The organism is Pseudomonas sp. 34 E 7 (genome assembly GCF_900005715.1).
Lineage (GTDB): Bacteria > Pseudomonadota > Gammaproteobacteria > Pseudomonadales > Pseudomonadaceae > Aquipseudomonas > Aquipseudomonas orientalis_A.
The window spans coordinates 142,437-168,590 of record NZ_CVTX01000149.1 but is presented as its reverse complement, the minus strand read 5'-3'; the positions used below and the strand labels follow the sequence as shown (position 1 = coordinate 168,590).

General features: G+C 60.0%; 22 protein-coding genes and 2 tRNA genes. 13 read left to right on the top strand and 11 right to left on the bottom strand.

Annotated elements, in window-relative coordinates; genetic code table 11:
* Window position 1: 1 nt before the first annotated feature.
* The 3 genes from BFP96_RS17265 to BFP96_RS17255 all read left to right on the top strand — a co-directional run bounded on the left by BFP96_RS17265 (window position 2) and on the right by BFP96_RS17255 (window position 5,562).
* Window positions 2–1,102, top strand: a complete 1,101-nt coding sequence (locus BFP96_RS17265; protein ID WP_065936652.1) for a DUF1513 domain-containing protein — start codon at window positions 2–4, stop codon at window positions 1,100–1,102.
* Window positions 1,103–1,360: 258 nt separating this feature from the next.
* Window positions 1,361–2,518: an efflux RND transporter periplasmic adaptor subunit gene (locus BFP96_RS17260; protein WP_065896448.1), complete on the top strand. Its 1,158-nt coding sequence runs from the start codon at window positions 1,361–1,363 to the stop codon at window positions 2,516–2,518.
* Window positions 2,515–5,562 (top strand): multidrug efflux RND transporter permease subunit, encoded by a 3,048-nt coding sequence (locus tag BFP96_RS17255; RefSeq protein WP_065936645.1) that lies wholly within the window; start codon window positions 2,515–2,517, stop codon window positions 5,560–5,562. Before BFP96_RS17260 ends, BFP96_RS17255 begins: the two co-directional genes overlap by 4 nt.
* A gap of 231 nt (window positions 5,563–5,793) precedes the next feature.
* On the opposite strand, the gene BFP96_RS17250 is transcribed toward BFP96_RS17255, so the two are convergent.
* The 5 genes from BFP96_RS17250 to colR all read right to left on the bottom strand — a co-directional run bounded on the left by BFP96_RS17250 (window position 5,794) and on the right by colR (window position 9,563).
* Window positions 5,794–6,021, bottom strand: coding sequence for a hypothetical protein (locus BFP96_RS17250; protein ID WP_065887552.1), 228 nt, complete (start codon window positions 6,019–6,021; stop codon window positions 5,794–5,796).
* Window positions 6,018–6,737, bottom strand: coding sequence for a lipopolysaccharide kinase InaA family protein (locus tag BFP96_RS17245; protein ID WP_065895115.1), 720 nt, complete (start codon window positions 6,735–6,737; stop codon window positions 6,018–6,020). Before BFP96_RS17245 ends, BFP96_RS17250 begins: the two co-directional genes overlap by 4 nt.
* Before the next feature lie 4 nt (window positions 6,738–6,741).
* The gene (locus BFP96_RS17240) at window positions 6,742–7,422 is read right to left on the bottom strand and encodes a class I SAM-dependent methyltransferase (RefSeq protein ID WP_065887550.1); all 681 of its coding nucleotides are present in this window, start codon (window positions 7,420–7,422) and stop codon (window positions 6,742–6,744) included.
* A 187-nt stretch (window positions 7,423–7,609) separates the two neighbouring features.
* On the bottom strand, window positions 7,610–8,890 hold the full coding sequence (locus BFP96_RS17235; RefSeq protein ID WP_065887549.1) for a sensor histidine kinase: 1,281 nt from the start codon (window positions 8,888–8,890) through the stop codon (window positions 7,610–7,612).
* Complete coding sequence (colR, locus tag BFP96_RS17230; protein WP_003208587.1) at window positions 8,880–9,563, bottom strand: two-component system response regulator ColR; 684 nt, start codon at window positions 9,561–9,563, stop codon at window positions 8,880–8,882. Before colR ends, BFP96_RS17235 begins: the two co-directional genes overlap by 11 nt.
* A 199-nt stretch (window positions 9,564–9,762) precedes the next feature.
* On the opposite strand from colR, the gene BFP96_RS17225 reads away from it, so the two are divergent.
* The 4 genes from BFP96_RS17225 (at window position 9,763) to BFP96_RS17210 (ending at window position 14,356) form a co-directional block, all read left to right on the top strand.
* Window positions 9,763–11,712: an LTA synthase family protein gene (locus tag BFP96_RS17225; protein WP_065936644.1), complete on the top strand. Its 1,950-nt coding sequence runs from the start codon at window positions 9,763–9,765 to the stop codon at window positions 11,710–11,712.
* Window positions 11,713–11,787: 75 nt separating this feature from the next.
* Window positions 11,788–12,486 (top strand): response regulator transcription factor, encoded by a 699-nt coding sequence (locus tag BFP96_RS17220; protein WP_065936643.1) that lies wholly within the window; start codon window positions 11,788–11,790, stop codon window positions 12,484–12,486.
* The gene (locus BFP96_RS17215; RefSeq protein WP_065936642.1) at window positions 12,476–13,774 is read left to right on the top strand and encodes a sensor histidine kinase; all 1,299 of its coding nucleotides are present in this window, start codon (window positions 12,476–12,478) and stop codon (window positions 13,772–13,774) included. Before BFP96_RS17220 ends, BFP96_RS17215 begins: the two co-directional genes overlap by 11 nt.
* 81 nt (window positions 13,775–13,855) lie before the next feature.
* Entirely contained in the window at window positions 13,856–14,356 is a 501-nt protein-coding gene (locus tag BFP96_RS17210) for a hypothetical protein (RefSeq protein WP_130138691.1), read from the top strand.
* A 77-nt stretch (window positions 14,357–14,433) separates the two neighbouring features.
* Here the strand turns inward: BFP96_RS17210 and groL are convergent, their stop codons facing one another.
* From groL to BFP96_RS17185, 5 genes are all read right to left on the bottom strand, one after another.
* Window positions 14,434–16,080, bottom strand: coding sequence for a chaperonin GroEL (gene groL, locus BFP96_RS17205; protein WP_065887544.1), 1,647 nt, complete (start codon window positions 16,078–16,080; stop codon window positions 14,434–14,436).
* 49 nt (window positions 16,081–16,129) lie between these two features.
* Complete coding sequence (gene groES, locus BFP96_RS17200; RefSeq protein ID WP_017846112.1) at window positions 16,130–16,426, bottom strand: co-chaperone GroES; 297 nt, start codon at window positions 16,424–16,426, stop codon at window positions 16,130–16,132.
* A 248-nt stretch (window positions 16,427–16,674) separates the two neighbouring features.
* Window positions 16,675–17,151 carry an FxsA family protein gene (locus BFP96_RS17195; protein ID WP_065887542.1) on the bottom strand — a complete coding sequence of 159 codons (477 nt, stop codon included), beginning with the start codon at window positions 17,149–17,151 and terminating at the stop codon, window positions 16,675–16,677.
* 66 nt (window positions 17,152–17,217) lie between these two features.
* On the bottom strand, window positions 17,218–17,949 hold the full coding sequence (locus tag BFP96_RS17190; protein ID WP_065896368.1) for a HugZ family pyridoxamine 5'-phosphate oxidase: 732 nt from the start codon (window positions 17,947–17,949) through the stop codon (window positions 17,218–17,220).
* A gap of 102 nt (window positions 17,950–18,051) precedes the next feature.
* Entirely contained in the window at window positions 18,052–19,059 is a 1,008-nt protein-coding gene (locus BFP96_RS17185) for a DUF481 domain-containing protein (protein ID WP_065895122.1), read from the bottom strand.
* Between the two features lie 153 nt (window positions 19,060–19,212).
* On the opposite strand from BFP96_RS17185, the gene BFP96_RS17180 reads away from it, so the two are divergent.
* From BFP96_RS17180 to BFP96_RS17165, 4 genes are all read left to right on the top strand, one after another.
* The gene (locus BFP96_RS17180; RefSeq protein ID WP_065936640.1) at window positions 19,213–19,566 is read left to right on the top strand and encodes an MGMT family protein; all 354 of its coding nucleotides are present in this window, start codon (window positions 19,213–19,215) and stop codon (window positions 19,564–19,566) included.
* 43 nt (window positions 19,567–19,609) lie between these two features.
* Window positions 19,610–21,142, top strand: a complete 1,533-nt coding sequence (locus BFP96_RS17175) for an AmpG family muropeptide MFS transporter (RefSeq protein ID WP_065895124.1) — start codon at window positions 19,610–19,612, stop codon at window positions 21,140–21,142.
* A 205-nt stretch (window positions 21,143–21,347) separates the two neighbouring features.
* Window positions 21,348–23,063, top strand: coding sequence for a proline--tRNA ligase (locus BFP96_RS17170; RefSeq protein WP_065936639.1), 1,716 nt, complete (start codon window positions 21,348–21,350; stop codon window positions 23,061–23,063).
* A gap of 20 nt (window positions 23,064–23,083) precedes the next feature.
* Window positions 23,084–24,037: a hypothetical protein gene (locus tag BFP96_RS17165; RefSeq protein WP_065887536.1), complete on the top strand. Its 954-nt coding sequence runs from the start codon at window positions 23,084–23,086 to the stop codon at window positions 24,035–24,037.
* Window positions 24,038–24,166: 129 nt separating this feature from the next.
* Here the strand turns inward: BFP96_RS17165 and dinB are convergent, their stop codons facing one another.
* Window positions 24,167–25,225 carry a DNA polymerase IV gene (dinB, locus tag BFP96_RS17160; RefSeq protein ID WP_065895127.1) on the bottom strand — a complete coding sequence of 353 codons (1,059 nt, stop codon included), beginning with the start codon at window positions 25,223–25,225 and terminating at the stop codon, window positions 24,167–24,169.
* A gap of 278 nt (window positions 25,226–25,503) precedes the next feature.
* On the opposite strand from dinB, the gene BFP96_RS17155 reads away from it, so the two are divergent.
* Both BFP96_RS17155 and BFP96_RS17150 read left to right on the top strand, forming a co-directional pair.
* Window positions 25,504–25,580 (top strand) — tRNA-Met (locus BFP96_RS17155).
* Window positions 25,581–25,859: 279 nt separating this feature from the next.
* Window positions 25,860–25,936 (top strand) — tRNA-Met (locus BFP96_RS17150).
* Window positions 25,937–26,154: the final 218 nt, after the last annotated feature.

The window sequence follows — 26,154 nt, the reverse complement described above, 5'->3', positions numbered from 1 at the left end:
GATGCTCAGGCGACAGGCTTTGGCGGTTGGCAGCGTACTGCTCAGCGCCCTCACCTTGGGCGGCTGGACGCTGTTCAAGCACAAGGACAAGCGCCCGCTGCTGCTGTCGGCGCGCGATGATGCGGACGGCAGGCACTACGCCGTCGGTTATCGCCTGGACGGCAAGCAGGTGTTCGCCACCCAGGTCGGCCAGCGCTGCCACGACATCATCAACCACCCGACGCTGCCGATTGCGTTGTTTGTCGCCCGCCGTCCGGGCACCGAGAGTTACCTGATCGACCTGCGTGACGGCGCGCTGTTGCAAACCATCACCTCGAACGCCAATCGCCACTTCTATGGCCACGCGGTGATCCACAAGAGCGGCGACTGGCTGTATGCCACCGAAAACGACACCTCCGACCCCGGCCGTGGCCTGTTGGGTGTGTACAAGTTCGAAGGCGAGCGGCTGGTGCACAGCGGCGAGATCTCCACCCACGGCATCGGCCCGCACCAGGTGTCCTGGATGCCCGATGGCGAAACCCTGGTGGTGGCCAACGGCGGCATCCGCACCGAAGCCGAAAGCCGCGTAGAGATGAACCTCAACGCCATGGAGCCGAGCCTGGTACTGATGCACCGCGACGGCGGCCTGGTCAGCAAGGAAACCCTGGGCCAGCAGATGAACAGCGTGCGCCATATGGGGATCGCCAGCGATGGCACCATCCTTACCGGGCAACAGTTCATGGGACCGTCCCAGGAGCGTTCCGAATTACTCGCGATCAAGCGCCCGGGGCAGCCGTTCATGGCGTTCCCGGTGGATGATGCGCAGTGGCAGGCCATGGGGCACTACACCGCCAGCGTCGCGGTGCACAGCGAGCTGCGCCTGGTAGCGCTGACGGCGCCACGCGGTAATCGCTTCTTTATCTGGGACATGGACAGCGGCGAGTTGCGCCTGGACGGGCCATTGCCGGACTGTGCCGGCGTGGGTGCGGTGGCGGACGGCTTTGTCGTGACCTCGGGCCAGGGGCGCTGCCGCTTCTACGATTGCCGTCAGAAACAGCCGGTGGCGACCCCGCTGACCCTGCCGGCAGGGTTGTGGGACAACCACCTGCATCTCATGACGTAACCCCCCATCTTGATCGCAACGCTCCTGCGCTGACGCCCGGGAGCCCATCCGCCGACAGCCGTTTGGCACTTCTCCTACGCAACCTGTGGAACTGTCTCTCACCCGGCGAACAGTGTTCTCACAATAACTTGCGAAACCACTCCTTATCCCCGTCCCCGTCCTGATCAAGACTGCGGCGCTCAGTGCAGCGCCGCCTGCTCTTGCGTGCTCGCGCTTCGTTCAACCTGCACAGGTTTCACAAGGACCCCCACTATGACCATGCCGGGCCGCCGGATGATTATCATGCTCAGCCTCGTTCTGTCCGTCGTCCTGATGCTCGCCGGCTACAAGGCGCATTGGATTTATCAACAGTTGCAGCTTTTGCATGGGCCAAAGCCACCGGTCAGCGTGGCGACGTCCAATGCCTTTGAAATACCCTGGCAGCGCCAGATGCCGGCGGCGGGCACGCTCAAGGCATTGCAAGGTATCGATCTGAGGGTTGAGGTGCCCGGTGTTGTGACACAGCTGCACTTTGAGTCAGGGCAAAGGGTCGAGGCCGGGCAGCCCCTGCTGCAGCTTGAGTACCAGACCGAGCAGGCCGAATTGGACGTGGCAAAGGCCGACCAGCGCCTGGCCCTTCAGAACTTTGAGCGCGGCCGCAAACTGGTGGAAATCAGCGCCATCTCCAAAGGCGAGTTCGACCGGCTCGGCGCTGAACTCAATCGCAACACCGCCGTCGTGGCACAGCGTACTGCGGCGCTGGAAAAAAAGCGCATCGTCGCGCCCTTCACCGGCACCATTGGCATTGGCCAGGTCAATGCGGGCGATTACCTGCAAAGTACCCAGGTTATCGCCAGTCTGCAGGACACACGCCAGCTTTACGTTGACTTTTATGTGCCCGAGCAAGCCGTTCAACTGATCAGGAAGGGGCAGTCGGTTCAGGTTGAAATCTCGGCACGCCCCGGCATCTTCAGCCTCGCCAAGGTGAGTGCCATCAACCCGCTCGTCGATGACAGCACGCGAAACGTGTTGGTGCGCGCGACGCTGCCCAACCCGCGCGATGAGCTGTTACCGGGAATGTTCGCCCATCTGCGGGTGCTGCTGGACGAACCGACTGCACACACTGTGATCCAGGAAAGTGCGATCGCCTTCAGTCCTTATGGCCAGTACATTTTCGTAATAACACCCAGTAACCACGGCGAGCCGCACGCCTCCGATGCCGGCGATACGCCGCAACTGATCGCCGAGCAGCGCCTGGTCGAAACAGGCGAACGGCGCAATGGCCTGGTGGTGGTTTCCAAGGGGCTGCACAAGGGCGAACAGGTGGTCACTGCCGGCCAGCTCAAACTCAAACACGGCACTCCTGTGCGTATCAGTATCGACCGAAGCCAGCCGGAGGGGACGCTGCCGATGCCTCATCAGGAGGGTGCGCAATGACCTTCACCGACCTGTTCATTCGTCGCCCGGTGCTGGCCGTGGTCGTCAGCCTGCTGATCGTGCTGCTTGGATGCCAGGCCTACGAAAAACTGCAACTGCGCCAGTTTCCACAGATGGAAAACGCACTGGTTACGGTCACCACGGTCGCACCGGGACTGAGTGCGCAAACCATCCAGAGTTACGTCACCCAGCCCCTGCAACAAAGCCTGGCCAGCGCACAAGGCATCGACTATATGACCTCGTCCAGCCGTCAGAATATTTCGTTCATCTCCATCTACAGTCGGGTCGGCGCCGACAGCGACCGCCTGTTCACCGAACTGCTGGCCAAGTCCAATGAAGTCAGGAACCAGTTGCCCAGCGGCATCGAAGATCCGGTATTGAGCAAAGTTGCAGTGGACAGTACCGCGCTGATGTACCTGAGCTTTTCCAGCAAAACCATGAACAACGCGCAGATCACCGACTATCTGCAGCGGGTGGTCCAGCCTCGGTTGGTGACACTGCCGGGCATGGCGCAAGCGCAGATTATCGGCAGCCAGAGCTTCGCCATGCGCCTGTGGCTCGACCCGATAAAACTCGCCGGGTTTGGTCTGGGTGCCAGTGACATAACCCAGGCAATCAAACGCTACAACGTACAACCTGTCGCGGGGGACCTTACCGGCGAATATGTCGTCACCAGCGCGACCACCCACACCGAACTCCAATCGGTCGAGGGGTTCAGTGCCATTCCAGTGAAAACCGAGGGCGACAACCAGGTGCGCCTGGGGGACGTGGCGCGCGTTGAGCTGGGCTCGCAAAACTACGACAGTTTCAGCACCTTCAATGGCACCCCGGCGGTCTATATCAGCATTCAAGCCACACCCGATGCCAACCCCCTGGAGTTGGGCAAGCGTGTTCGCGAACTGATGCCCCAATTGCAGGCGCAGGCGCCACCTGACCTGCACTCGGATATCGCCTACGATTCGACGCTGTATATCAACGCCTCGATCGAACAGGTGCTGTCCAGCCTGACGGAAGCCTTGCTGATTGTGGTGTTGGTGGTGTTTTTGTTCCTGGGTTCGTTGCGCTCAGTGATCATTCCCGTCATCACCATTCCACTGTCGCTGCTTGGCACTTTGTTCCTCATGCAACTGCTGGGCTATTCCATCAACGTGCTGACGCTGCTGGCCATGGTCCTGGCTATCGGCCTGGTGGTCGACGACGCCATCGTGATGATGGAAAACATCCACCGGCACATCGAAAAAGGCAAATCGCCACTTGAGGCCGCCATCAAGGGGGCAAGAGAGGTATGCGTTCCGGTGGTGTCCATGACCATCACGCTGGCTGCGGTTTTTACGCCTATCGGCTTCATGCAGGGTTTGACCGGGGCGCTGTTCAAGGAGTTTGCCCTGACCCTGGCCGGCGCTGTGGTGATTTCCGGGATCGTGGCGTTGACGCTGTCACCGATGATGTGCGCCATTTTACTGCGGCCTGAAGAACAGCCAACGGGCCTGTCGCTGGCTCTGGAGCGTTTTTTCAATGCCCTGAAAAAACGCTATCGACGGCGCCTGCGCCAGATCATGCGAGCGCGGTCGGTGGTATTGGTTTTCGCCGCGCTCGTGCTCTGCCTGATACCCGCCATGCTCACGTTCACCCTCTCGGAATTGGCGCCCGACGAGGACAAAGGCCTGATTTTCATCCTGTCCAGCGCGCCCCAGGCAACGAACCTGGCCTACCTGAATCGCTACACCCAGGACTTTATCGAACCGTTCAATACCGTGCCCGAATATCATTCATCCTTCCAGATCAACGGCCTGGACGGGTTACATTCAGGCGTCGGCGGCTTCCTGCTCAAACCCTGGGAGGAACGTGAGCGCACACAAATGCAAGTCCTGACAGACGTACGCGAAAAACTCGACAGCAACCCCGGCCTGCAAGTCTTCGCATTCAATTTGCCCTCCCTGCCGGGGACCGGTGAAGGGCTGCCCTTCGGCTTTGTCATCAATTCCCAGCAGGACCACAGTTCGATGATGAACGTGGCCGAGCGCATCAAGCAACGAGCGATCGACTCGGGGAAGTTTGCCTATGTGGATATCGACCTGGCCTTCGACCGCCCGGAAGTCATGGTCGACATTGACCGGACCAAGGCCGCCCAGATGGGCGTGTCCATGGAGGACCTGGACCTGACCCTCACCACTCTTCTGGCTGAGGCGCAAATCAACCGGTTCAGTATCGACGGGCATCTCTACAAAGTGATAGCCCAGGTCGAGCGCAACTACCGGGACAACCCCCAATGGCTGAGCCAGTACGCGGTAAAGAACGCCAAGGGCCAATTGCTGCCCTTGTCGACGCTGATCACCGTCTCCAGCCCACAGGTTCGTCCCCAGCGGTTGAATCAGTTCCAGCAACTCAATTCGGTCACCGTGTCGGCCTTTCCGATTGTCGGCATGAGCGACGCATTGCAGACCTTGCAAACCATTGCCCAGGACGAGGCGCCAGCGGATTACAGCTTCGATTACAGCAACGCTACGCGCCAGTTCGTGCAGGAGGGCAATGCGCTATGGGGCACGTTCGGCCTGGCACTGGCCATCATCGGCCTGGTGCTGGCGGCGCAGTTTGAAAGCCTGCGTGATTCACTGGTAATACTGCTGACCGTGCCGCTGTCGGTGTGCGGCGCATTGATCGCGCTGTTTCTGGGTTGGTCCACCCTGAATATCTACACGCAGATCGGCCTGGTCACGTTAATCGGCCTGATCAGCAAACACGGCATCCTGATCGTCGAGTTCGCCAATCAACTGCGCAAGCAACAAGGCCTGTCCGCGCGGGCTGCGGTCGAACAAGCTGCCGCGACCCGTCTGCGGCCGATTCTGATGACCACGCTGGCCACCGTAATGGGCGTCGTACCGCTGATTTTCTCCAGCGGCGCGGGCTCGGTCAGTCGGTTCGATATCGGCATGGTGATCGCCACCGGCATGTCGATCGGCACCCTGTTTACCCTATTCGTCCTGCCCACGGTGTATACGACGCTGACCAAAGCGGACAACACAGCCAGGGCACTGACCCGATAGCGCTGCCTAGTCCTGAAACAGGGCACCACATGATCGTTCCCACGCTCTGCGTGGGAATGCCGCCCTGGACGCTCCGCGTTTTGCTTTCAGCACAAAATCCGGCACTTTCGTAATGGTGACTCGGAGCGTCACGGGATGCATTCCCACGCGGAGCGAGGGAACGATCATCTGACCCGATAGCGCACAAAAAAAGGCCTCGCACTGCGAGGCCTTTTGCGGGTTTTAATCGTTTCAACTCTGCGGCCTCATCGCTTGAGACATCCCGAACATGAATAACAGCAACTCATGATCGGGTTTGGCCGCCACACTGACCTTGGCCACACGTGGCAGCAGGCATTGCCCGCCGCCTTGCGTCGCACTGAGTACCTGTGTGCGAGGCTGTTCCCATGCCGCCAGGGCCAGGGCCGTAACCGCCAACGCCCCGACCAGGAACAAACCTCGTGCTATTTCTAGCTTCATCTGGTTAAACCCTTGATAGCGCTGCCAAACGCCGTCTCGTAAAAGTAGCTGAGTTTTTTCCAGTCGGTATCGTTCCACGACGAATGGCGGCGCAATTGCAGCATGTCATGGGAGGCGGCCCGATAAGCGGTCAAACGCTGGCGGCATTTTTCAAAGTCCAGCAGCGCCACTTCAACCTTCACCCCATCGCCCTCGCCGGTTACCCGAACGAAGATGTGCTTGATATACAGGCAACCGTGCTGCCAGCGGCCTTTGTGCATGCGCGCCAGGGTACCAGCCAATTCCTCGAGCAAGCGCTCGTGGACCGCCTCGCCGTATTGCTCACGGCCACCGGCGGCGTACCAGTTTTCGATCTCGTCGAAACCGTCCAGCGACGCGGTGACCAGCAACGCTTTCCACTGATGCTGCGGGTCGCGTCGCGCCTCGCAGAACACCAACTCCGGCACGCGTACATCCAGCAGGCGCAGGCCCTTGAGGGCATCACGCTCGCGCAGTACGGTCGGACGTCCAAACGGATGCAACCAACTGCGGTAGATATGGCCAGTCTGGCGTTTGCAATAGAGCAATCGCCCATTGGGACTGATCACCCGCTGTACGCCACTTTCACCGCCACGCCGACGATTGGGTTCTTCCACCCACTCGCCCTGCTGACGCCAGAAAAAATCAAATCGTTCTTCGGGAGCTATATGACTGCCGACTACGCACTCAACTGCCATCCTGTTACCTCTTGCGCAATACATAGACTCGCCACATGGCGTAGAGCGGCATGAAGTCCAGGGATTCCTGAACCCGGAAACCGGCCTGCTCGAATTCTGCCTCGACAGTAGCAGCCGGTAACACAAACCGGTTTTGGTAACCTTCCTGCTCACCTTTCTTACGACGCCGTACCTCGGCGCGCCTGCGTTTCCAGGCCTTGAAATTGCCATCGACCCACAGCGAGATAATCACGCTGTCACGGCTAACCCGCTGAAACTCCCGAAGTATTGTCATCCTGTGCGCCGGGTCACCGATGTGGTGCATCAAGCGCATGCAGAAAATACTGTCGACCGAGTTATCTGGCAAATCGATATCAAAGGCAGATGTCTGCAAAGGGCGTACCCGTTTGACGACTTCCGCCGGTTGGGCCACCGTGGCGACCTTCAACATCGACGCCGAATTGTCGGCCCCGATGATCACACGATTGGGTTTCTCGGCCAGCAATGGCCAAAAGCGCCCGGCACCACACGGCAGGTCCAGCACCAGGCCCGGTTCACCGGCCATGGCCAGCGCACCGCGCGCCAGTTGCTCATCGCGCTTGTGGGACAACCGGCGAGCCAGATTGTCCTGGTGCTTGAGCAAATATTGCCGCGCGTGTTGATCGTCGTACTTTTCTGAGAATTCCAACTTGATCGGGGAAGGCATCTTACGTCTCCGGTAACTGATGCCTACACCCTAAGCAGCGAACTGTGATCAACAGGTCAACTCGTTGTGAAAAACTTGTCCTGTCCAATCCCATACATTTCAAGACTTTACAGAAACATTCAGTAGCATGGGGCCATCTTCGCCGAAAAGCAGGCGTCGTGCAGCAGCAAAATGACAGACTGTTCGGTCAGGTTTTGACTTGACCCAGTTCGACATGAAAACGGCAGCCGTTGGGCTCCATGGTGCTCAGGGTCACGCTCCAGCCCTGGCTCTCACAGATACGCTGCACCAGCGACAAGCCCAGCCCCAGACCCTCGCCGCGCTTCTCGCTGCCACGCACGAACGGCTCGAACATCGCTTCACGCTTGTCTTCCGGGATGCCCACACCCGTGTCCTCCACCACAAAGCCGCTCGGTTCCAGGGTCAGGCGGATAAACCCTTGCTCGGTGTAATGCAGTGCATTGCGCAACAGATTGCCCATCACCGCATGCAGGAACGTCGTGTTGTAGCGTGTCTCCAGCGGGTCGCCCGGGCAGTAGATCAACTCAAGGCCCTTTTGCTCGATGGGCCCGCGCCAGATGCCGAGCAGGTCCTCGGCAACCTGGGTCAGATTCACCTGGGCCGACATGGCGGCATCGTCATGCTTGGCGCGGGCCAGCATCAGGAAGGTCTGCACCAGTTCGCGCATCTCTTCACAGGCCCGGGCGATGCGCTGGACCTGGTTGCGCCCGCGTTGATCGATGGCCGGATTCTCCAGCAGCAATTCGCAGGAACTGGCCAACACCATCAAGGGTGTACGCAATTCATGGCTGACATCGCTGGTAAACAACTGTTCGCGAGACAGCGCCTGGCGCAAGCGGCCCAGGGTGGCGTCGAACGCCACGGCCAATTCGCCCACTTCATCGGCCGCGTAGTCCGGCGCCAACGGTGGCGCAAGCCCCAGCAACTGGTCGCGATGGCGCACCTGGCGGGCCAGGCGCACCACCGGCGCCATCACCTTGCGCGCCAGCACCCAACCCAGGAACACCGCCAGTGCCAGGCTGAGCACGAAACCCACCAGCACCACGGCAAACAGCACCCGCTCGCGTTCTTCGAAATCGCTTTGGTCCTGCAGCAGCACGTAACGTCGGCCGTCGATCACTTCGACCATGGCGTGGTAGGACAGCGACTCGCGAAATACTTCATGAAAGCCCGGGTCCAGATGCCGCAAATCCTTGGGCAACTCGAAATCGCCGGGGCCGCCGCTGAAATAGAACAACTGGTCAGGCTCGGGCCGATGTCGCCAGTCTTCCATGCTGTCCATCAACAGCAGACGTTGCAAGTCGCCGCCCAGGCCCGCTGAAATCAACTTCTCTTCCACCAGGTGCACGGTCGCGACAATGCCCATGGCGAAGGCCCCCGCGACCAACGCGCTCATCAAGGCAAAGGCGATGATGATCCGTTGGGCAAGGCTTTGCTTAAACTCCATCACGGCCCTCGGCCAGGCGATAACCTACACCGTGTACCGTTTGCAGCAACGGCTTGGCGAAGGGTTTGTCGATCACTTGACGCAATTGGTGGACGTGGCTGCGCAGGCTGTCGCTGTCCGGGCAATCATCGCCCCACAAGGCTTCTTCGAGGATTTCCCGACGCAATACGTGGGGGCTTTTCTGCATCAACACCGCCAGCAACTTCAGGCCGACCGGGTTGAGTTTGAGCAGGCGCCCTTCGCGGGTCACCTCCAGCGTATCCAGGTCATAATTGAGGTCGCCCACTTGCAGGGCACGACGCCCACCCCCCTGGGCACGGCGCAGCACCGCTTCGATGCGAGCGGCCAACTCCGACAAGGCGAACGGCTTGAGCAGGTAGTCATCGGCGCCGGACTTGAAGCCCTGCAGCCGGTCGTCCAACTGGTCACGGGCGGTCAACATGATCACCGGTGTGTCGCGGCGTGCATCTTCGCGCAGGCGTTTGCACAGGGTGTAGCCATCGATGCCCGGCAGCATGATGTCGAGCACGATCAAGTCGTAATGCTCGGTAGCCGCCAGGTGCAGGCCCGACAGGCCGTCCTGGGCACAATCCACTGTGTAGCCTTTGAGCCCCAGGTAATCGGCCAGATTGGCCAGAATATCGCGGTTGTCTTCAACCAATAAAATTCGCATGGGCAGTGCTCCGTACGCGGTAACAGCCGTGTTGGCTCGCGCAGCTTAAGGCCAAGTGCAGTTCAGGGATAGGCCTGCCGGGCCGGTCGATAAAGGTTTTCAACTGATTAGCCAGCTGAACGAGTTTTTCACTATCGCTTCACACACTGACGACAGCGTCAGCGTGAACATCGCGCCCATCGATAAAAGGAAGTTGCACATGGGATTCCCCAAAACAGCGCCTATGCGCTATCTGTTGTTGGTAACCGGTACCTGGCTGGTTATTTTCCTGCTCACCCGCAGCGTGCTGCTGGTGACTCACCTGGATGAAGTCGGCGGCAACCTGCTGCCGGTATTTGGCGTGGGTTTGCTCTACGACCTGGGGTTCCTGACTTATGCGGCATTGCCGCTGGGGCTGTACGTGTTGCTGTGCCCACCCGCGCTGTGGCGTCGCCGTGGGCATCGCTGGTTCCTGCAAGTGCTCTTCAGCGCAAGCCTGTTTGCGATGCTGTTCACTGCGGTGGCTGAATGGCTGTTCTGGGATGAGTTCGGCGTGCGCTTCAACTTCATCGCCGTTGATTACCTGGTGTACTCCGACGAGGTCTTGAACAACCTGCTGGAGTCCTACCCGATCGGTAAGCTGCTCAGTCTGCTGGCAATGCTCGCACTGATCCTGAGCGTGGTCCTGCGCAGGCCCTTCAACGCCGCGATGGCCGCGCCTTTACCGGCGCTGCGTGGCCGCCTGGTCAATGCCTTGGCCTTGCTGGTAGTCGCAGGCATCAGCCTGCAATTGATCAGCCAGGACCACCCGCGCACCCAGGGCGGCAACGCCTACAACAACGAACTGGCCAGCAATGGTCCCTATCAGTTCTTTGCCGCATTTCGTAACAACGAACTGGACTACACCCAGTTCTACAAAAGCCTGCCAACTGAGGTTGTCGCCAAGCAATTGCGCGCCGAACTCAGTGAACCCAACGCCCGCTTCATCGGCCAGGACCCACTCGACATCCGTCGCGCTATCACCCACCCCGGCACGCTGCGCAAACCCAATATCGTGCTGGTCACCATCGAAAGCTTCAGTGCCAAATACATGGGCAGCAACGGTGACGAGCGCAATCTCACGCCCAACCTCGATGCGCTGCGCCAACAGAGCCTGTACTTCAATAACTTCTACGCCACCGGCACCCGTACCGACCGTGGCCTGGAGGCCATTACCCTGGCGATTCCACCTACGCCCGGGCGCTCTATCGTCAAGCGCATCGGCCGCGAAAGCGGTTTCGCCAGCCTGGGGCAGCAGCTCGGCGCCGTTGGCTACGACAGCGTGTTTGTCTACGGCGGACGCGGTTACTTCGACAACATGAACGCGTTTTTCAGTGGCAACGGTTATCGCGTGGTGGACCAGAGCAGCGTGCCCGAGTCGCAAATTTCGTTTAAAAACGCCTGGGGCATGGCCGACGAAGATCTCTACCGACAAACCCTGAACTTGGCCGATGCCGATTACGCCCGCCAGCAGCCGTTCCTGTTGCAGTTGATGACCACCTCCAACCATCGCCCCTACACCTACCCGGACGGGCGTATCGATATCAAATCCGGCAACGGCCGCGACGGCGCTGTGAAGTACACCGATTACGCCATCGGTCAATTCCTCGACGCTGCGCGCCAGAAGCCCTGGTTCGATAACACCATCTTCGTGTTCGTCGCCGACCACACGGCCGGCAGCGCAGGCAAGGAAGACCTGCCCATCGCCAACTACCAGATCCCCCTGTTTATCTATGCGCCGAAGCTGATCGAGGCCCGGGAAACTGCGCAACTGGCCAGCCAGATCGACCTGGCGCCCACACTGCTGGGATTGATCAACCTGAGCTACGAATCGACCTTCTTCGGCCGCAATCTGTTGCAGGACAACCCGCTGCCACCGCGCGTAGTGCTCGGCAATTACCAACACCTGGGTCTGTTTGACGGCACCAACCTCGCCATCCTCAGCCCACGCAAGGGCCTGCGTCGCCATGACCAGGCGCTGGGCGAGAGCCAGGAACTGCGCGTCGGCAGCGACGACCCGTTGATCCAACGGGCGATCACCTACTACCAAGCGGCCAGTTATGGGTACAAGCAGCAACTGCTGAGCTGGAAAGCGCCCAAGGACACGACACCGACCATCAGCACACGCTGACGGCCCTACGCAGCCCTTGCCTGACGCCAGGCAAGGGCGTAACACTTGCGTCCTTTCCTGCAACGACGCCCGCTCATGTCCGACACTCTCCTGTTGATCGAAGATGATCGCCCATTGGCCGCATTGACGGCGGAGTTCCTGCGTGCGGAAGGTTTTAACGTTGCGGTGGAACACCGTGGTGACCGCGCGGCGCAACGCATTGTCGACGAGCAGCCCGCATTATTGATTCTGGACGTGATGTTGCCCGGCCTTGACGGCTTCTCCCTGTGCCGGCAGATCCGCGCCCAGTATTGCGGCTTGATCCTGATGATGACCTCACTGGATGAAAACACCGAGCAATTGACCGGGTTCAATGCCGGGGCGGACGACTATGTGGTCAAGCCGGTCGACCCGCTGCTGCTGCTGGCCAGAATCCGCTCGCTACTGCGCCGCCATCCGCAGGCGCCACGGGCGTTTTACCAGTGGCACAGCTTTCGGCTGGAGCTCAATAGCCATTTCGCCTGGCTCGACGAGCAGCCCTTGCAGTTCTCGGTCGCCGAGTTCGAACTGCTCGCGATTTTCGCCCGGCACAGCGGCGTTTTGCTCACACGGGAGAAACTGCTTCAAAGCCTGCGCGGCCTGGAGTACGACGGGCTCAATCGCTCTGTCGATATGCGCGTTTCGCGCTTGCGTAAAAAGCTCATGAGCCTGGCGTGCCCCGTGACCATCCAAACCATCACCGCGCAGGGCTATCTGTTTGTCGAAATTCCTCAGGGCGGTCGACATGTCGAGTAAGTTCAAACCCTGGATGGCGCTGGTGGCCGGAGCAGGCTGGGCCGGCTTGACCTTTTATCTGTTATGGCTGTGTGCCAATACCGCCGTGTATGTGGGTGAGTACAGCTTTTTGCGCTTGATGGCGGGGCCAGGCTACCTGGTGGCGGAACAACTCAAAACCTTGCCTGCCGATCAACGCGAGGCGCGCATGCAGACGCTGCGCGAACGCTTCCAATACCCGGTGGCCCTGATAAAGCTGAAGGATGTCGAGATGCCACCGGAAGCGTTGATCATGTTGAAGCATCAGCAACCCGCGCAAAACAGCGATGAAGACATGACTTACTTCCCCTTCGACGACGAAACAGCCATCCAATTCGGCCCGCTATGGGGCACCGCCGAGGTCAAGGACCTGCTGACATTTCCGGTATATTGGGTGACGGCCTGCGTCGCCGCCCTGCCTTTAGTGCTGCTGCTCTGGATCAGCCTGCGCACACGCCGCCAGCGCAGCCTCGACCTTGATACGCTCAATGACTGCCTGGGTGAACTGGCCCATACGCCCAATGCCCTGCTGCCGGCCATGGGCAAGGAATGGACGCCGTTGCTGCACACCCTGCAACAACATGCGCAACACATCACCGCCATGGGCGAGCGCCATCGCGAAGTCTCCCAGGCCGTGTCCCACGAACTGCGCACGCCACTGGCGCGCATGCGCTTCGCCTTGACCTTGCTCGGCAAGAGTGAAGACGCCGCCACACGCAACCGCCTGGAGAAACGCCTGCAAATTGATGTCGAGGAACTCGAGGCCCTGGTTCGCGCCAGCCTGGCCTTTGCGCGGATGGCCGGCGCGCCGAGCGACCTGCACTATGAGCCGATCCCCATCCGTGACTGGTTGCATCAGGAGTTTGCCCTGCTTGACGGGCACCATCGTCGGCTGAGCCTGGAAATCGAGCCATTGCACCTGGAGCTGATCGGTGACCGCGCCTTGTTGCATCTGATTGTGCGCAACCTGTTGAGCAATGCCGTCACCTACGCTCGCGATCAGGTGCGTGTCAGTGCGGCGTACCATGACCCGCATCATCTGGTACTGCATGTCGACGATGACGGCCCGGGCGTGGTCGCGGAGAACCGCGAAAAAATCTTCGAACCCTTTGTCCGGCTGGCCATGGGCGGCGATGAACCCGGCGGCTTCGGCCTCGGTCTTGCGCTGGCAAAACGCGCCACCCAGTGGCTGCGTGGCGAACTGTCAGTGACTCGCAGCCCGCTGGGCGGCGCACGCGTGAGCCTGGTCCTGCCGCTGCGCCCGCAATGACTGGGGCGTTACAGCCGGTGACAGTAGAGCTTTGCGATAGCTTGTAACCTCTGCGCCTGAACCAGGTCGGAGAGCCCTTTCATGTGTTTCACCAAGAAATCCGCGCTTGCCCTGATGCTGTCGCTATGCCTCGTGACGGGCGCGGTTTTACCCCGTTGCTCTCCTGCCATGACTGCGGTGACGCCACCGGCGGCGTTCAACGGCAGCTACCGGGTAGATGGCAGACCACTTGACGAAGCCCCTGACGATCCAGTGTTCATCGCCGCACCGGGCGTCAGCGCGATGATCAGCCCTGATAATCCGCCTTGGTTGAATAACATCTGGGACAACCTGCAACGCCGCTCGTTGAGGTCCCATGATTATTATGCCAATACCCTCAAGCTGCCGGGCATGGTCGTCATGTCCGGGCATTGGGAGCGGCCCAGCCCGGCGCTTCAAAAAAAGCCCACGCACCTGTCTGAATATCAGCCACTGTCTGAAGCTGCCGCGCAGGGCACCATGGCCTATGTGCTGCGCGCGCCGTTGATGTTCGCGCGGGGGATGATACTCAAGAAGCTGCTGCGACGGCGTGCCATGGGCTGAATGATAAAACCGGCGCCATAAAAAACCCCGCCTGCATCACTGCAGGCGGGGTTTTTCAGTAGCCGGGTAAGGCTGGCTTACATCATGCCGCCCATGCCACCCATGCCGCCCATGTCTGGCATACCGCCGCCACCTGCGCCTTCAGCCTTTGGCTTGTCGGCGATGGCCGCTTCGGTGGTCAGGATCAGACCGCCGATGGAAGCAGCTGCCTGCAGCGCGGAACGAGTCACCTTGGTTGGATCCAGGATGCCCATTTCGATCATGTCGCCGTAGACGCCAGTCGCAGCGTTGTAACCGTAGTTACCCTTGCCGTTCTTGACTTCGTTGACCACAACGCTTGGTTCGTCGCCGGAGTTGGCAGCGATCTGGCGCAGCGGTGCTTCAACAGCACGGCGCAGTACAGCGATACCGACGTTCTGGTCAGCGTTGTCGCCGGTCAGATTGGTCAGGGCTTCCAGAGCACGGATCAGCGCAACGCCACCGCCAGGTACCACGCCTTCTTCAACGGCTGCACGGGTTGCGTGCAGGGCGTCTTCAACGCGGGCCTTCTTCTCTTTCATTTCAACTTCGGAACCGGCGCCAACCTTGATCACTGCAACGCCGCCGGACAGCTTGGCCAGACGCTCTTGCAGTTTTTCACGGTCGTAGTCCGAGGACGTCTCGGCCACCTGGGCACGGATCTGGGCGATACGCGATTCGATGTCGCCTTCAACGCCAGCACCGTCAACGATGATGGTGTTTTCCTTGGAGATGGTCACGCGCTTGGCGCTACCCAGGTTTTCCAGGGTGGCGCTTTCCAGGCTCAGGCCGATCTCTTCGGAGATAACGGTACCGCCGGTCAATACGGCGATGTCCTGCAGCATGGCCTTGCGACGGTCGCCGAAGCCTGGAGCCTTGACGGCTGCGACTTTGACGATGCCACGCATGTTGTTCACAACCAGGGTCGCCAGGGCTTCGCCTTCAACGTCTTCGGAAACGATCAGCAGTGGGCGGCCGGCTTTGGCGACGGCTTCCAGCACTGGCAGCATTTCGCGGATGTTGGAGATCTTTTTGTCGACCAGCAGGATCAGCGGGCTGTCCAGCTCGGCAACCATGGTGTCCGGCTTGTTGACGAAGTACGGGGACAGGTAGCCACGGTCGAACTGCATGCCTTCTACAACCGACAGTTCGTTTTCCAGGCCCGAGCCTTCTTCAACGGTGATCACGCCTTCTTTACCGACTTTTTCCATGGCTTCGGCAATGATGTCGCCGATGGAGCTGTCGGAGTTGGCGGAGATGGTGCCTACCTGAGCGATAGCCTTGGTGTCAGCGCATGGCTTGGACAGGTTTTTCAGCTCGGCAACAATGGCGATGGTCGCCTTGTCGATGCCGCGCTTGAGGTCCATCGGGTTCATGCCGGCAGCGACGGCTTTGTAGCCTTCGTTGACGATGGCCTGGGCCAGCACGGTCGCGGTGGTGGTGCCGTCGCCGGCGTCATCGTTGGCACGGGAGGCAACGTCTTTGACCAGCTGCGCGCCCATGTTTTCGAAACGGTCTTCGAGCTCGATTTCCTTGGCTACGGAAACGCCGTCCTTGGTGATGGTCGGAGCGCCGAAGCTCTTCTCGATGATCACGTTACGGCCTTTCGGGCCCAGGGTCGCTTTTACTGCATCAGCCAGGACGTTGACACCGGTGAGCATTTTCTTGCGGGCGGAATCGCCGAATTTAACTTCTTTAGCAGCCATGATCGATATTCCTTAAATACTTTGTAGTAACGGGAAAATGAGCGGGGAATCAGCCTTCCAGTACAGCGAGAATTTCGTTCTCAGCCATTACCAGCAGGTCTTCGCCGTCGACTTTCACAGTGTTGCTGCCGGAGTAAGGGCCGAAAACAACCTTGTCACCCACTTTCACGGCCAGCGCACGTACTTCACCGTTTTCCAGGGTCTTGCCTGGGCCAGCAGCGACGATCACGCCGTGGTTGGCTTTTTCAGCAGCCGAACCTGGCAGGACGATCCCACCGGCGGTTTTCTTTTCTTCTTCGCTGCGACGGATGACGACGCGGTCGTGCAGAGGACGAAGCTTGCTCATTGTCGATCTCTCCTAATTGTATGTTTCATCGGCCGGTATCAATTCCGGCGGGTTAAATTCCGGCGGTGCCGGTCGCGGCTCGCAGGGCGAACCGCGGAAGTCTGTCTAGTGTCACCACCAGAAACCTTGCGGTGACCGTTACATAAGGGCGGCCAGGCTTATTACAAGGGGCAGCGAATGAATTTTTTTGTGTTTTGCTCAGGGAAGAAGGCAACACCGCACCCGAAGATGCCGTGCCGGTGAAGCGGTTATTTACTGTCGCGGTGTTCGAATTCGCCTTCGATCACATCACCTTCTCGCCCCAGAGGCTGGCGCGGGGCCGGGCCGCCACGGGGTTGCAGGTCGTCGGCAAATGCGCGCTGGCGCACGGCCGCTTCTTCGGCACGCTGGCGCATCTTGCCGGCCAGCAGTTTGCGCGTAACCGGCAGCAGCATCACCAGACCGACCACGTCGCTGATAAAGCCCGGCAGGATCAACAGGCCACCGGCCAGGGCCATCATCAGGCCTTCGAGCATGGTCTGGGCGGGCAGCTCACCGCGGTTCAGGCTTTCACGGGCGCGCAGGGCGGTCGCCAGGCCGGCGACGCGCAGCACCAGGACGCCGAGCATCGAGCCGAGAATGATCAGTAACAGTGCCGGGAAAAATCCGATCGCACCGCTGACTTGAACGAATACGAACAGCTCCAGCACCGGGAACAATAGAAAAAGCAACAAAAAAGGGCGCATCAAATGGTTCCTCAACGCAAGAATGCCTTGCTAGTTCACCCTAGATGACGTCGCCTTTTCGTGAATTCAAGCGCTAATGTCTGATTTTTTCGGCCAGGTCTGCGCGTGAGCCAATGAAACCAGGGCTTCGCGTACTTGTGTCGGCGTGTTGCAAGACTCGGCAAACGGCAGCCAGTGCAGGGACTGGCCAATGCGCAGGTGCATGCCTTCGCTGTCGATACCGGCCAATTGCGCAGGCTCGGTCGTCGGCAAACCGGCGAGGTCGACATAATGGGCGATGGCCTTGGCGTGATCGCTGTTCATGTGTTCGATCATGCTGCGCTCAGCCTTGCCCGCGAACGGATTGGCCAGGGTCAGTTGATCGACCCAGTGGATCGCGCCAAACCCACCGATATAACGGTGGCGCACCGGCTTGAGCACCCAGAAATCGAAATCGTGGGCCTGGTGGTAATTGGCCGAGTCAGGGAAGTAGCGGTAGTAGCGCTCCGCGGCGGCTTCGATGGCGGCGGCGTCTTCCAGCTTGTGGGCTTCAGCCAGGTAGGTCAGGCGCCCGACGGCCTGCACATCGTCGGCTTCGCGCTCCCCGACCAGCAACGAACACTTGGGGTCCTTCTGCAAATTGTGCGTGTGCTGGGCGATGCGACTGATCAGGATCAGCGGCTGGCCGTGTTCGTCGAGGCAGTACGGCACGACCGAACCGAAGGGAAAACCGGGCATGGCTTTGGACAGTGTGGCCAAGGCCCCACGGTATTCCTTGAGCAACAGCTCTCGGGCGTTCCTGGCAACGTGCGCGCTCAATGTATGACTCCTGGGTTGTCCCGCCGCCCATGGCATATGGGAATGGATCTCAACACAAGGTAATCAATATCCGCGCAGGTTGCCAGCGTGCTCGATGCCGCTTTACCAGGCCACGCCAAAGCCTGCGGTGTAGCGGGTCTTGCTCAAGCTGCTGTCGGAGTCGCCGCTGATGACATCGCGCTCAGCCTTGAGATTGAGCGACGCCCATTCGGTGACTTTGTAGCGCAGGCCCATCTCGGCATCCAGGGAATACTCGGCCGGACCGTCCAGCGGCTTGCCCACCTCGCCGTTGGTGAAGAACTCGACGGTCTTGCCCACCAGGTAGCGGTTGTAGTTCCACTTCATGGCCAGGGAGTAGAAGTTGTCCTTGCCGCCATCGGCATATTCGTAATCGGTGCGGTTGACCAGCGAGCCCAGGGAGAACGCGCCCAGTTCATCGTCCCAGAACTGATAACCAGGGCCCGTACCGACGGTGCGTTGGCGTGCCAGGTCTTCGACCTTGTCGCGCTTGTAGGTCAGGCGGCCCTGCCAGAACCAGTGCTCGGTGAAGAAGCGGTCGAGGTCGTATTCCAGGGCCCAGTTGTCGGTGGTGGTGACGTCGTCCTGGAACTCGCGGTTATATTCGCCCTTGCCCGTGTGGCGCCACTGGCCGTGACGGGCCGAGGTCTTGAAGTCGATGTCGTAGTCGTTGGTGTCTTTGTCGGCGCGCTTGTAGTCCAGCGCCAGGTCGACGTTGCCCTTCCAGACCAGGTCTTCGATCACAGGCTTGGGCTTGAGGATCTGCTGAATGCTGGCCAACTCCACGGTCTTGGGCGCTTCGCCATTGGCCAGCACGACTTTGCCATCCTCTGCAGGCTTGAGGGACTTGGCCTTTTCACCGTCATAGGCGTCCTGCTTGACCAGCAACTCCTGATCACTCTCCAGGGTTTTCACCTGCTTCCAGTCCACCGGGATCGCCCCGCCGTAGCTGGTCTGGATCAGCAGCTTGCCGCCGTCGAAGACTTTGATCTTGCCGGTCAGGCGGTCACCGTTCTTCAACCAGACGGTATCGGCGAGCAAGGGCGTGGAAGCACTGAGGACAGCAAGGCACAGCAGGGTTCTGGACAACATAAGCGGATACGGGGCTCGGGGTTGGCGAAAAGAAGACGCTATCGTGTTAGATAGCCTGAACTGACTCAACTATTTATATTGAGTTCAATTCTCAACGGCAAGTTTACAGACGTTTCTTACAAAACACCGACGTTCCAAACGGATAGCCTCACAGTGAATGAACCCGCCGACACCCCGCAAAGCCCCGCCGAAAGGCGCCGCACCGCGCTTTACCTGACGTTGGCGCAAGTACCGCCAGGTTGCGTGGTCAGTTATGGCGAGTTGGCGCACCTGGCAGGCCTGGGCCGCGCCGCGCGCTGGGTCGGGCGCACCTTGAGCCAGCTTCCCGCCGATACCCGATTGCCCTGGCACCGTGTGCTGGGTGCCGGTGGTCGGATAAGTCTGCCGCCGGGCAGTGCATCCGGTGACGAGCAACGTGCGCGTTTACGCAGCGAAGGCGTCACTATCCTGAACAATCGTGTTGATATTCAGCGCCATGGCTGGCGTCCGGTAGAGCACAGCGGTTAGAGTGCGCGCTTTGTTTCCGCAAATCTGAGGCAGACTCCAGCCCATGCCCCGTAAAACCTGGCGCGCCGCGCTCGCCGCCTATGCCAGCCCCTCGACGTTAGTGCTGTTGTTGCTCGGTTTCGCTGCCGGCCTGCCTTATATGTTGGTGTTCTCGACGCTGTCGGTGTGGCTGCGCGAAGCCGGCGTTGCCCGCGAGACCATCGGTTATGCAAGCCTGATCGGGCTGGCCTACGCCTTCAAATGGGTCTGGTCGCCGCTGCTCGACCAATGGCGCCTGCCATTGCTCGGAAAACTCGGGCGCCGTCGTTCCTGGCTGGTGCTCGCCCAGTCGCTGGTGATCCTCGGATTGATCGGCATGGGCTTTTGTGACCCGCAAAAACACTTGTCCTGGCTGATCGCCATTGCCGTCGTCGTGGCCTTCGCGTCGGCCACCCAGGACATCGCCGTCGATGCCTATCGCCTGGAAATCGCCGACGACAGCCGCCAGGCGGCCCTGGCCGCCAGTTATATGTCCGGTTATCGCATCGCCGCCCTGCTCGCCACGGCCGGTGCGCTGTTCTTCGCCGAGGGCTTCGGTTCCACCGGTTTCAACTATAAACATTCGGCCTGGACCGGCACCTATGTGCTGTTCGGCGTGCTGATGGTCCCGGCGCTGCTCACCACGCTGTTCATGCGCGAACCCAACGTACCGCTGCGCACCCAGTTGCAGGCCGGGCGCTACAGCTTCGCGCATCAGCTGGTGTCGGTGTTCGTGCTGATCGTGCTGCTGGTGTCGGTGCCGGCGATGTTTACCCAGCTGTACAACACTGACTTCGCCAGCGTGCTGTTCCAGGGCGTGAGCCTGTGGGAATTGCTGATGGAAGACCGCGCGTTCCTGCGCGCCATCCTCTATATCCTGCTGACTGCAATGTGTCTCTCCGCCATGGGCCGACGTGGCCTGGCGCCGGTGCTGACGCCGGTCAACGACTTCATCCTGCGCTACCGCTGGCAAGCGTTGCTGCTGCTCGGCTTGATCGCCACCTACCGCATGTCCGATACGGTCATGGGCGTGATGGCCAACGTGTTCTATATCGACCAGGGTTTTACCAAGGACCAGATCGCCGGGGTCAGCAAGATCTTCGGCCTGATCATGACCCTGGTCGGCGCCGGTATGGGTGGCCTGTTGATCGTGCGGTTCGGGATCCTGCCGATCCTGTTCATCGGCGGCGTGGCCTCGGCCGGCACCAATCTGTTGTTCGTGATGCTCGCCGACATGGGCCCCGACCTGCAGATGCTGATCGTCACCATTTCCCTGGATAACTTCAGCTCGGGCCTGGCCACATCGGCGTTCGTCGCTTACCTGTCGAGCCTGACCAACCTCAAGTTCTCCGCCACCCAATACGCCCTGCTCAGCTCGATCATGCTGTTGCTGCCGCGCCTGATCGGCGGGTATTCGGGGGTGATGGTGGAGAAGTTCGGCTATCACAACTTCTTCATGATCACCTGCCTGATGGGAGTGCCGACGCTGTTCCTGATTGCGCTGCACTGGTTCCAGGAAAACCGGCGCGCCCGGTTGAATCCCCCTGCAGAAGACTGAAATGTGGGAGGGGGCTTGCCCCCGATTGCGGTGGAACAGCCGAGTATCTTGTAGCTGACACATTGCTATCGGGGGCAAGCCCCCTCCCACATTTGGAACTTCTATAGCCGGTCAGATCCCCGGCAATGTCACGCCTGTACTCCAGCGGCAACCGCCCGTACAATCCCAAGTCATTTCAAGTCCAAGCAACCGACAACGGCCTACCATGCGTACCAGTCAATATTTGCTCGCCACACAGAAAGAAACGCCTTCCGACGCGGTTGTGATCAGCCATCAGCTGATGCTGCGCGCCGGCATGATCCGCAAACTGGCCTCGGGCCTGTACACCTGGCTGCCCATGGGCTTGAAGGTGATGCGCAAGGTCGAAGCCATCGTTCGTGAAGAAATGAACGCCGCCGGCTCTCTGGAAGTGTTGATGCCGAGCACCCAACCGGCTGAACTGTGGCAGGAATCCGGACGTTGGGAAGAGTACGGCCCCGAGCTGCTGCGCTTCAAGGACCGTCATGGCCGCGATTTCTGCGCCGGCCCGACCCACGAAGAAGTCATCACCGACCTGATGCGCAACGAGTTGAGCAGCTATAAACAATTGCCGCTGAACCTGTATCAGATCCAGACCAAATTCCGTGATGAAATCCGCCCACGCTTCGGCTTGATGCGCGGCCGTGAATTCATCATGAAGGACGCCTATTCGTTCCACGCCGACCAGGCGTCGTTGCAGGCGACCTACGACCGCATGCACCAGGCCTACTGCAATATCTTCACGCGCCTGGGCCTGAAATTCCGCCCGGTTGAAGCGGACAACGGCTCCATCGGCGGTGCCGGCTCCCACGAGTTCCACGTGCTGGCCGAATCCGGCGAAGACGACATTGCGTTCAGCAATGTTTCGGACTACGCGGCGAACGTCGAAAAAGCCGAAGCCGTACCGCGCGAAACCTCGCGCCCGGCTCCGACTGAAGAACTGCGCCTGGTCGATACCCCGGACACCAAGACCATCGCGGCCCTGGTGGAGAAATTCAATCTGCCGATTGAAAAGACCATCAAGACCCTCATCGTGCACGCCGAAGAAGCAGGCAAGCTGATCGCCCTGGTGATCCGTGGCGACCACGAGCTCAACGAAATCAAGGCGGCCCAGCAACCTGGCGTGGCCAGCCCGCTGGTCATGGCCAGCGATGCCGAACTGCGCGACGCCATTGGCGCCGGCGCCGGTTCCCTCGGCCCGCTGAACCTGCCGCTGCCGATCATCATCGACCGTTCGGTCGAGCTGATGAGCGACTTCGGTATCGGCGCGAACATCGACGACAAGCACTACTTCGGCGTGAACTGGGAGCGCGACCTGCCGGTGCCGACCGTGGCCGACCTGCGTAACGTCGTGGCCGGCGACCCAAGCCCGGATGGCAAGGGCACCCTGGAGATCAAGCGCGGCATCGAAGTCGGGCACATCTTCCAGCTGGGCAACAAGTACAGCAAGGCGATGAAGTGCGAAGTGCTGGGCGAGAACGGCAAGCCGATCACCCTGGACATGGGCTGCTACGGCATTGGCGTTTCCCGTGTGGTCGCCGCCGCCATCGAGCAGAACAACGACGAGAAAGGCATCATCTGGAGCGACGCCCTGGCGCCGTTCCAGGTGGCGCTGGTGCCGTTGCGCTATGAAACCGAGCAAGTACGCGAAGCCACCGACAAACTGTATGCCGAACTGACGGCCGCCGGTTTTGAAGTGCTGCTCGATGACCGGGACAAGAAAACCAGCCCGGGCATCAAGTTCGCCGACATGGAGCTGATTGGCATCCCGCACCGGATCGTGGTCAGTGACCGCGGCCTGGCCGATGGCAATCTGGAATACAAGAGCCGGACCGAAGCCGAGGCCCAACCGTTGCCGGTGGCTGACGTGCTGTCTTTCCTTCAGGCGCGTATTCGTCGCTGAAAACCAGATCAAGAGAAGTCATGTTCAAGCGAAACACCAGAGCCCTGGGGGGCGCCGCCTTGTGCGGCGCCCTGCTGGTCAGCGGCTGCGCCAACCAGATGTCGCAACGCAGTGAGCACGAGGAGCGGGTCGAGCGAAAGTTGCTCGACCACAGCCTGCAGATCGATGTCGGCGAGCCCAAAGTGCTGGAGCTGCCGCAACGCCGGGTTCGGATTCACGAGCAGAAGACGTTCGAGGTCACCGAATTCGAAGTCACACGGCGCTACGACCGCTACACGCCCTACCAGCCGTGGCGCAAACTCTATGAGATGCCACTGGGTGCCGTTGCCTTGGTGGCCGGCGCGGGCGCCAATGTGGCGAATATCTTCGCCCTCGGCAACCTGCCTGCGAGCATGACGCGCGATTGGCTGAGCTACGGCGTGGACGGCATCAACCCGTTCATGAACGTGCAATCCCACGGTCGTGCGCAACAGAACCTCGCGGCTATCGATGAAGTGCAGCGTGACAAGCGCCTGGAATATTCAAGCCTGCCCTGGAGCGAACGCCCGGTACAGGTCACCGCCGGCAAACAAACCCATGAACTGACCACCGACCGCGACGGCGTGCTGCGCCTGAACCTGTTGGACAGTCCGTTTGCCGAGCAGGACCTGAACCGCATCACCACCTTGAAAATCAGCGTGGAAGACGGCCAGGACGATGTGCACACGGATTCGACCCTGGCGGTCAGCAACACCCTGCGCGGCAAATTGCTGGAAGCCCATGGCCTGATCTATGACGATTTGGAAGACGACGAAGTCAACCAGTGGGTGCACCGGGTCAAGCGCCTCTCGGAGCTGGGCCTGGAAGAAGAAGCCAGCGAACTGGAGCAAAGCCTGATTGAACTGACGCGCAACGATCCGGAATTGCAGCAGGAGTTTTTGCAGGCACTGGCCAAGGATGCGGGGCGACTCGTCGCAGATCCTGGCGCACGCTGATCCCAGGCTGTTTTTGTAGGAGCGAGCTTGCTCGCGAAAAACTCACAGGCACCGCGTTCTTCCAGGAAACACGCGTTATCGTTGACGTTTTTCGCGAGCAAGCTCGCTCCTACAGGGGCACCCTGGGTTCTACCAGGAAAACTCGAGCTGTTCGTTACCGCTGCTCAAATCCAGCAACCTCACCCCAATCCCCAGCAACCGCACCGGTTTCCCCCCACGGTTAAATGCCTGGGTCATCAGCTGTTCATAACTCTCCAGATCCCGCCCTGCCCCGGCCTGCTCCAGAGTGGTCTGGGTAAAGTCATGAAACTTGACCTTCACGAACGGCTTGCCTGCCCGGTAGCTGCTGTCGATACGCGCCATGCGCCCCGCCAGGGTTTCCAGCAACTCGGGCAGCTTGGCCAGGCAGCTTGAAAGATCCGGCAAGTCCACATCGTAGGTATTTTCCACACTGATGGATTGCCGCCGGCTGTCGTTCTGCACCACGCGGTCATCGATCCCACGGGCAAGGCTCCAGAGACGCTCACCGAAACTGCCGAATTCGCGCACCAGTGCCAGCTTGTTCCACTCGCGCAGTTGCAGGCAATCTTCAATGCCCAGGCGCGCCAGCTTGTCGGCAGTGACCTTGCCCACACCGTGCAATTTACTCACCCGCAACTGCGAGACGAACTCTTCGACCTGGTCCGGGGTAATCACAAACAGGCCGTTGGGTTTCTTCCAGTCGCTGGCGATCTTAGCCAGAAACTTGTTGGGCGCAACGCCGGCGGACACGGTGATGTGCAACTGATTGGACACACGCCGGCGAATGTCCTGGGCGATGCGCGTGGCGCTGCCGCCAAAGTGCGGGCTGTCGGAGACGTCGAGGTAGGCTTCATCCAGCGACAACGGCTCGATCAGGTCGGTGTAGTCGCGAAAGATCGTCTGGATTTCCTTCGACGCTTCTTTATAGGCATCCATACGCGGCTTGACGATCGTCAGGTCCGGGCACAGCTTCAATGCGTGACGCGATGACATCGCCGAGCGCACCCCGTAAGCCCGCGCTTCGTAATTGCACGTAGCAATCACCCCGCGCCGGTCCGCCGAGCCACCGACAGCCAGGGGCTTTTGCGCCAGGCTCGGGTCGTCGCGCATCTCGATGGCGGCGTAGAAGCAATCACAGTCGACGTGGATGATTTTGCGCTGCGTCATATAAACGGGGTGTGAATCAACGGGTGGCCAGTATCGCATTCACCCCTGTATATAGCACCAGTAGTTTGAATCTTCCGTCCGAGCGGTAGGAAATATCTCAGATGAATTGGTTTTCTCAATCGAATTCAACCTTCCAATAGAGCTGGAAGCCCTGGCCTGACTGGCTCGGCGCCCTTTCGACACCTGCCTTGGAGAGCTAACCAATTGAACCACAAGCGCTTTTGTTCGATTTTAGGGTTGACACACTCGCGTTCCTCTGTAGAATGCCGACACACAGACGCGGGATGGAGCAGTCTGGTAGCTCGTCGGGCTCATAACCCGAAGGTCGTCGGTTCAAATCCGGCTCCCGCAACCAAACATCAAAAAAGGCTACTCGAAAGAGTGGCCTTTTTTGTGCGCGTGTATTTTTGATCGTTCCCACGCTCCGCGTGGTAACGCCGCCCTGGACGCTCCGCGTCCTGCTTTTTGCGCAATGTTGACGCAGAGCGTCACGGGATGCATTCCCACGCGGAGCGTGGGAACGATCATCGAAGCGCTGCAACGCATTGATTTATGAATAATTCGGACTTATTTGAGCCATTGCCGCATTAACGGTTGACACCTCGGCGCTGGACTGTAGAATGCCGCCCACAGACGCGGGATGGAGCAGTCTGGTAGCTCGTCGGGCTCATAACCCGAAGGTCGTCGGTTCAAATCCGGCTCCCGCAACCAAACATCAAAAAAGGCTACTCGAAAGAGTGGCCTTTTTTGTATCCGGTGAAAAAGTTCTTCTGAAACAATGGCATGGCATCTTTCATGAAACCGTAGACGGTTTGCAGAGTCCATCTCATTGCACGCTATGCGCTATGCTCAAGCACTACCCTCTACGACCAATGGCCGCAGTCGCCGCACTCGGTGATCCGCGTTAATATTTGTAATTATTTTGTCCA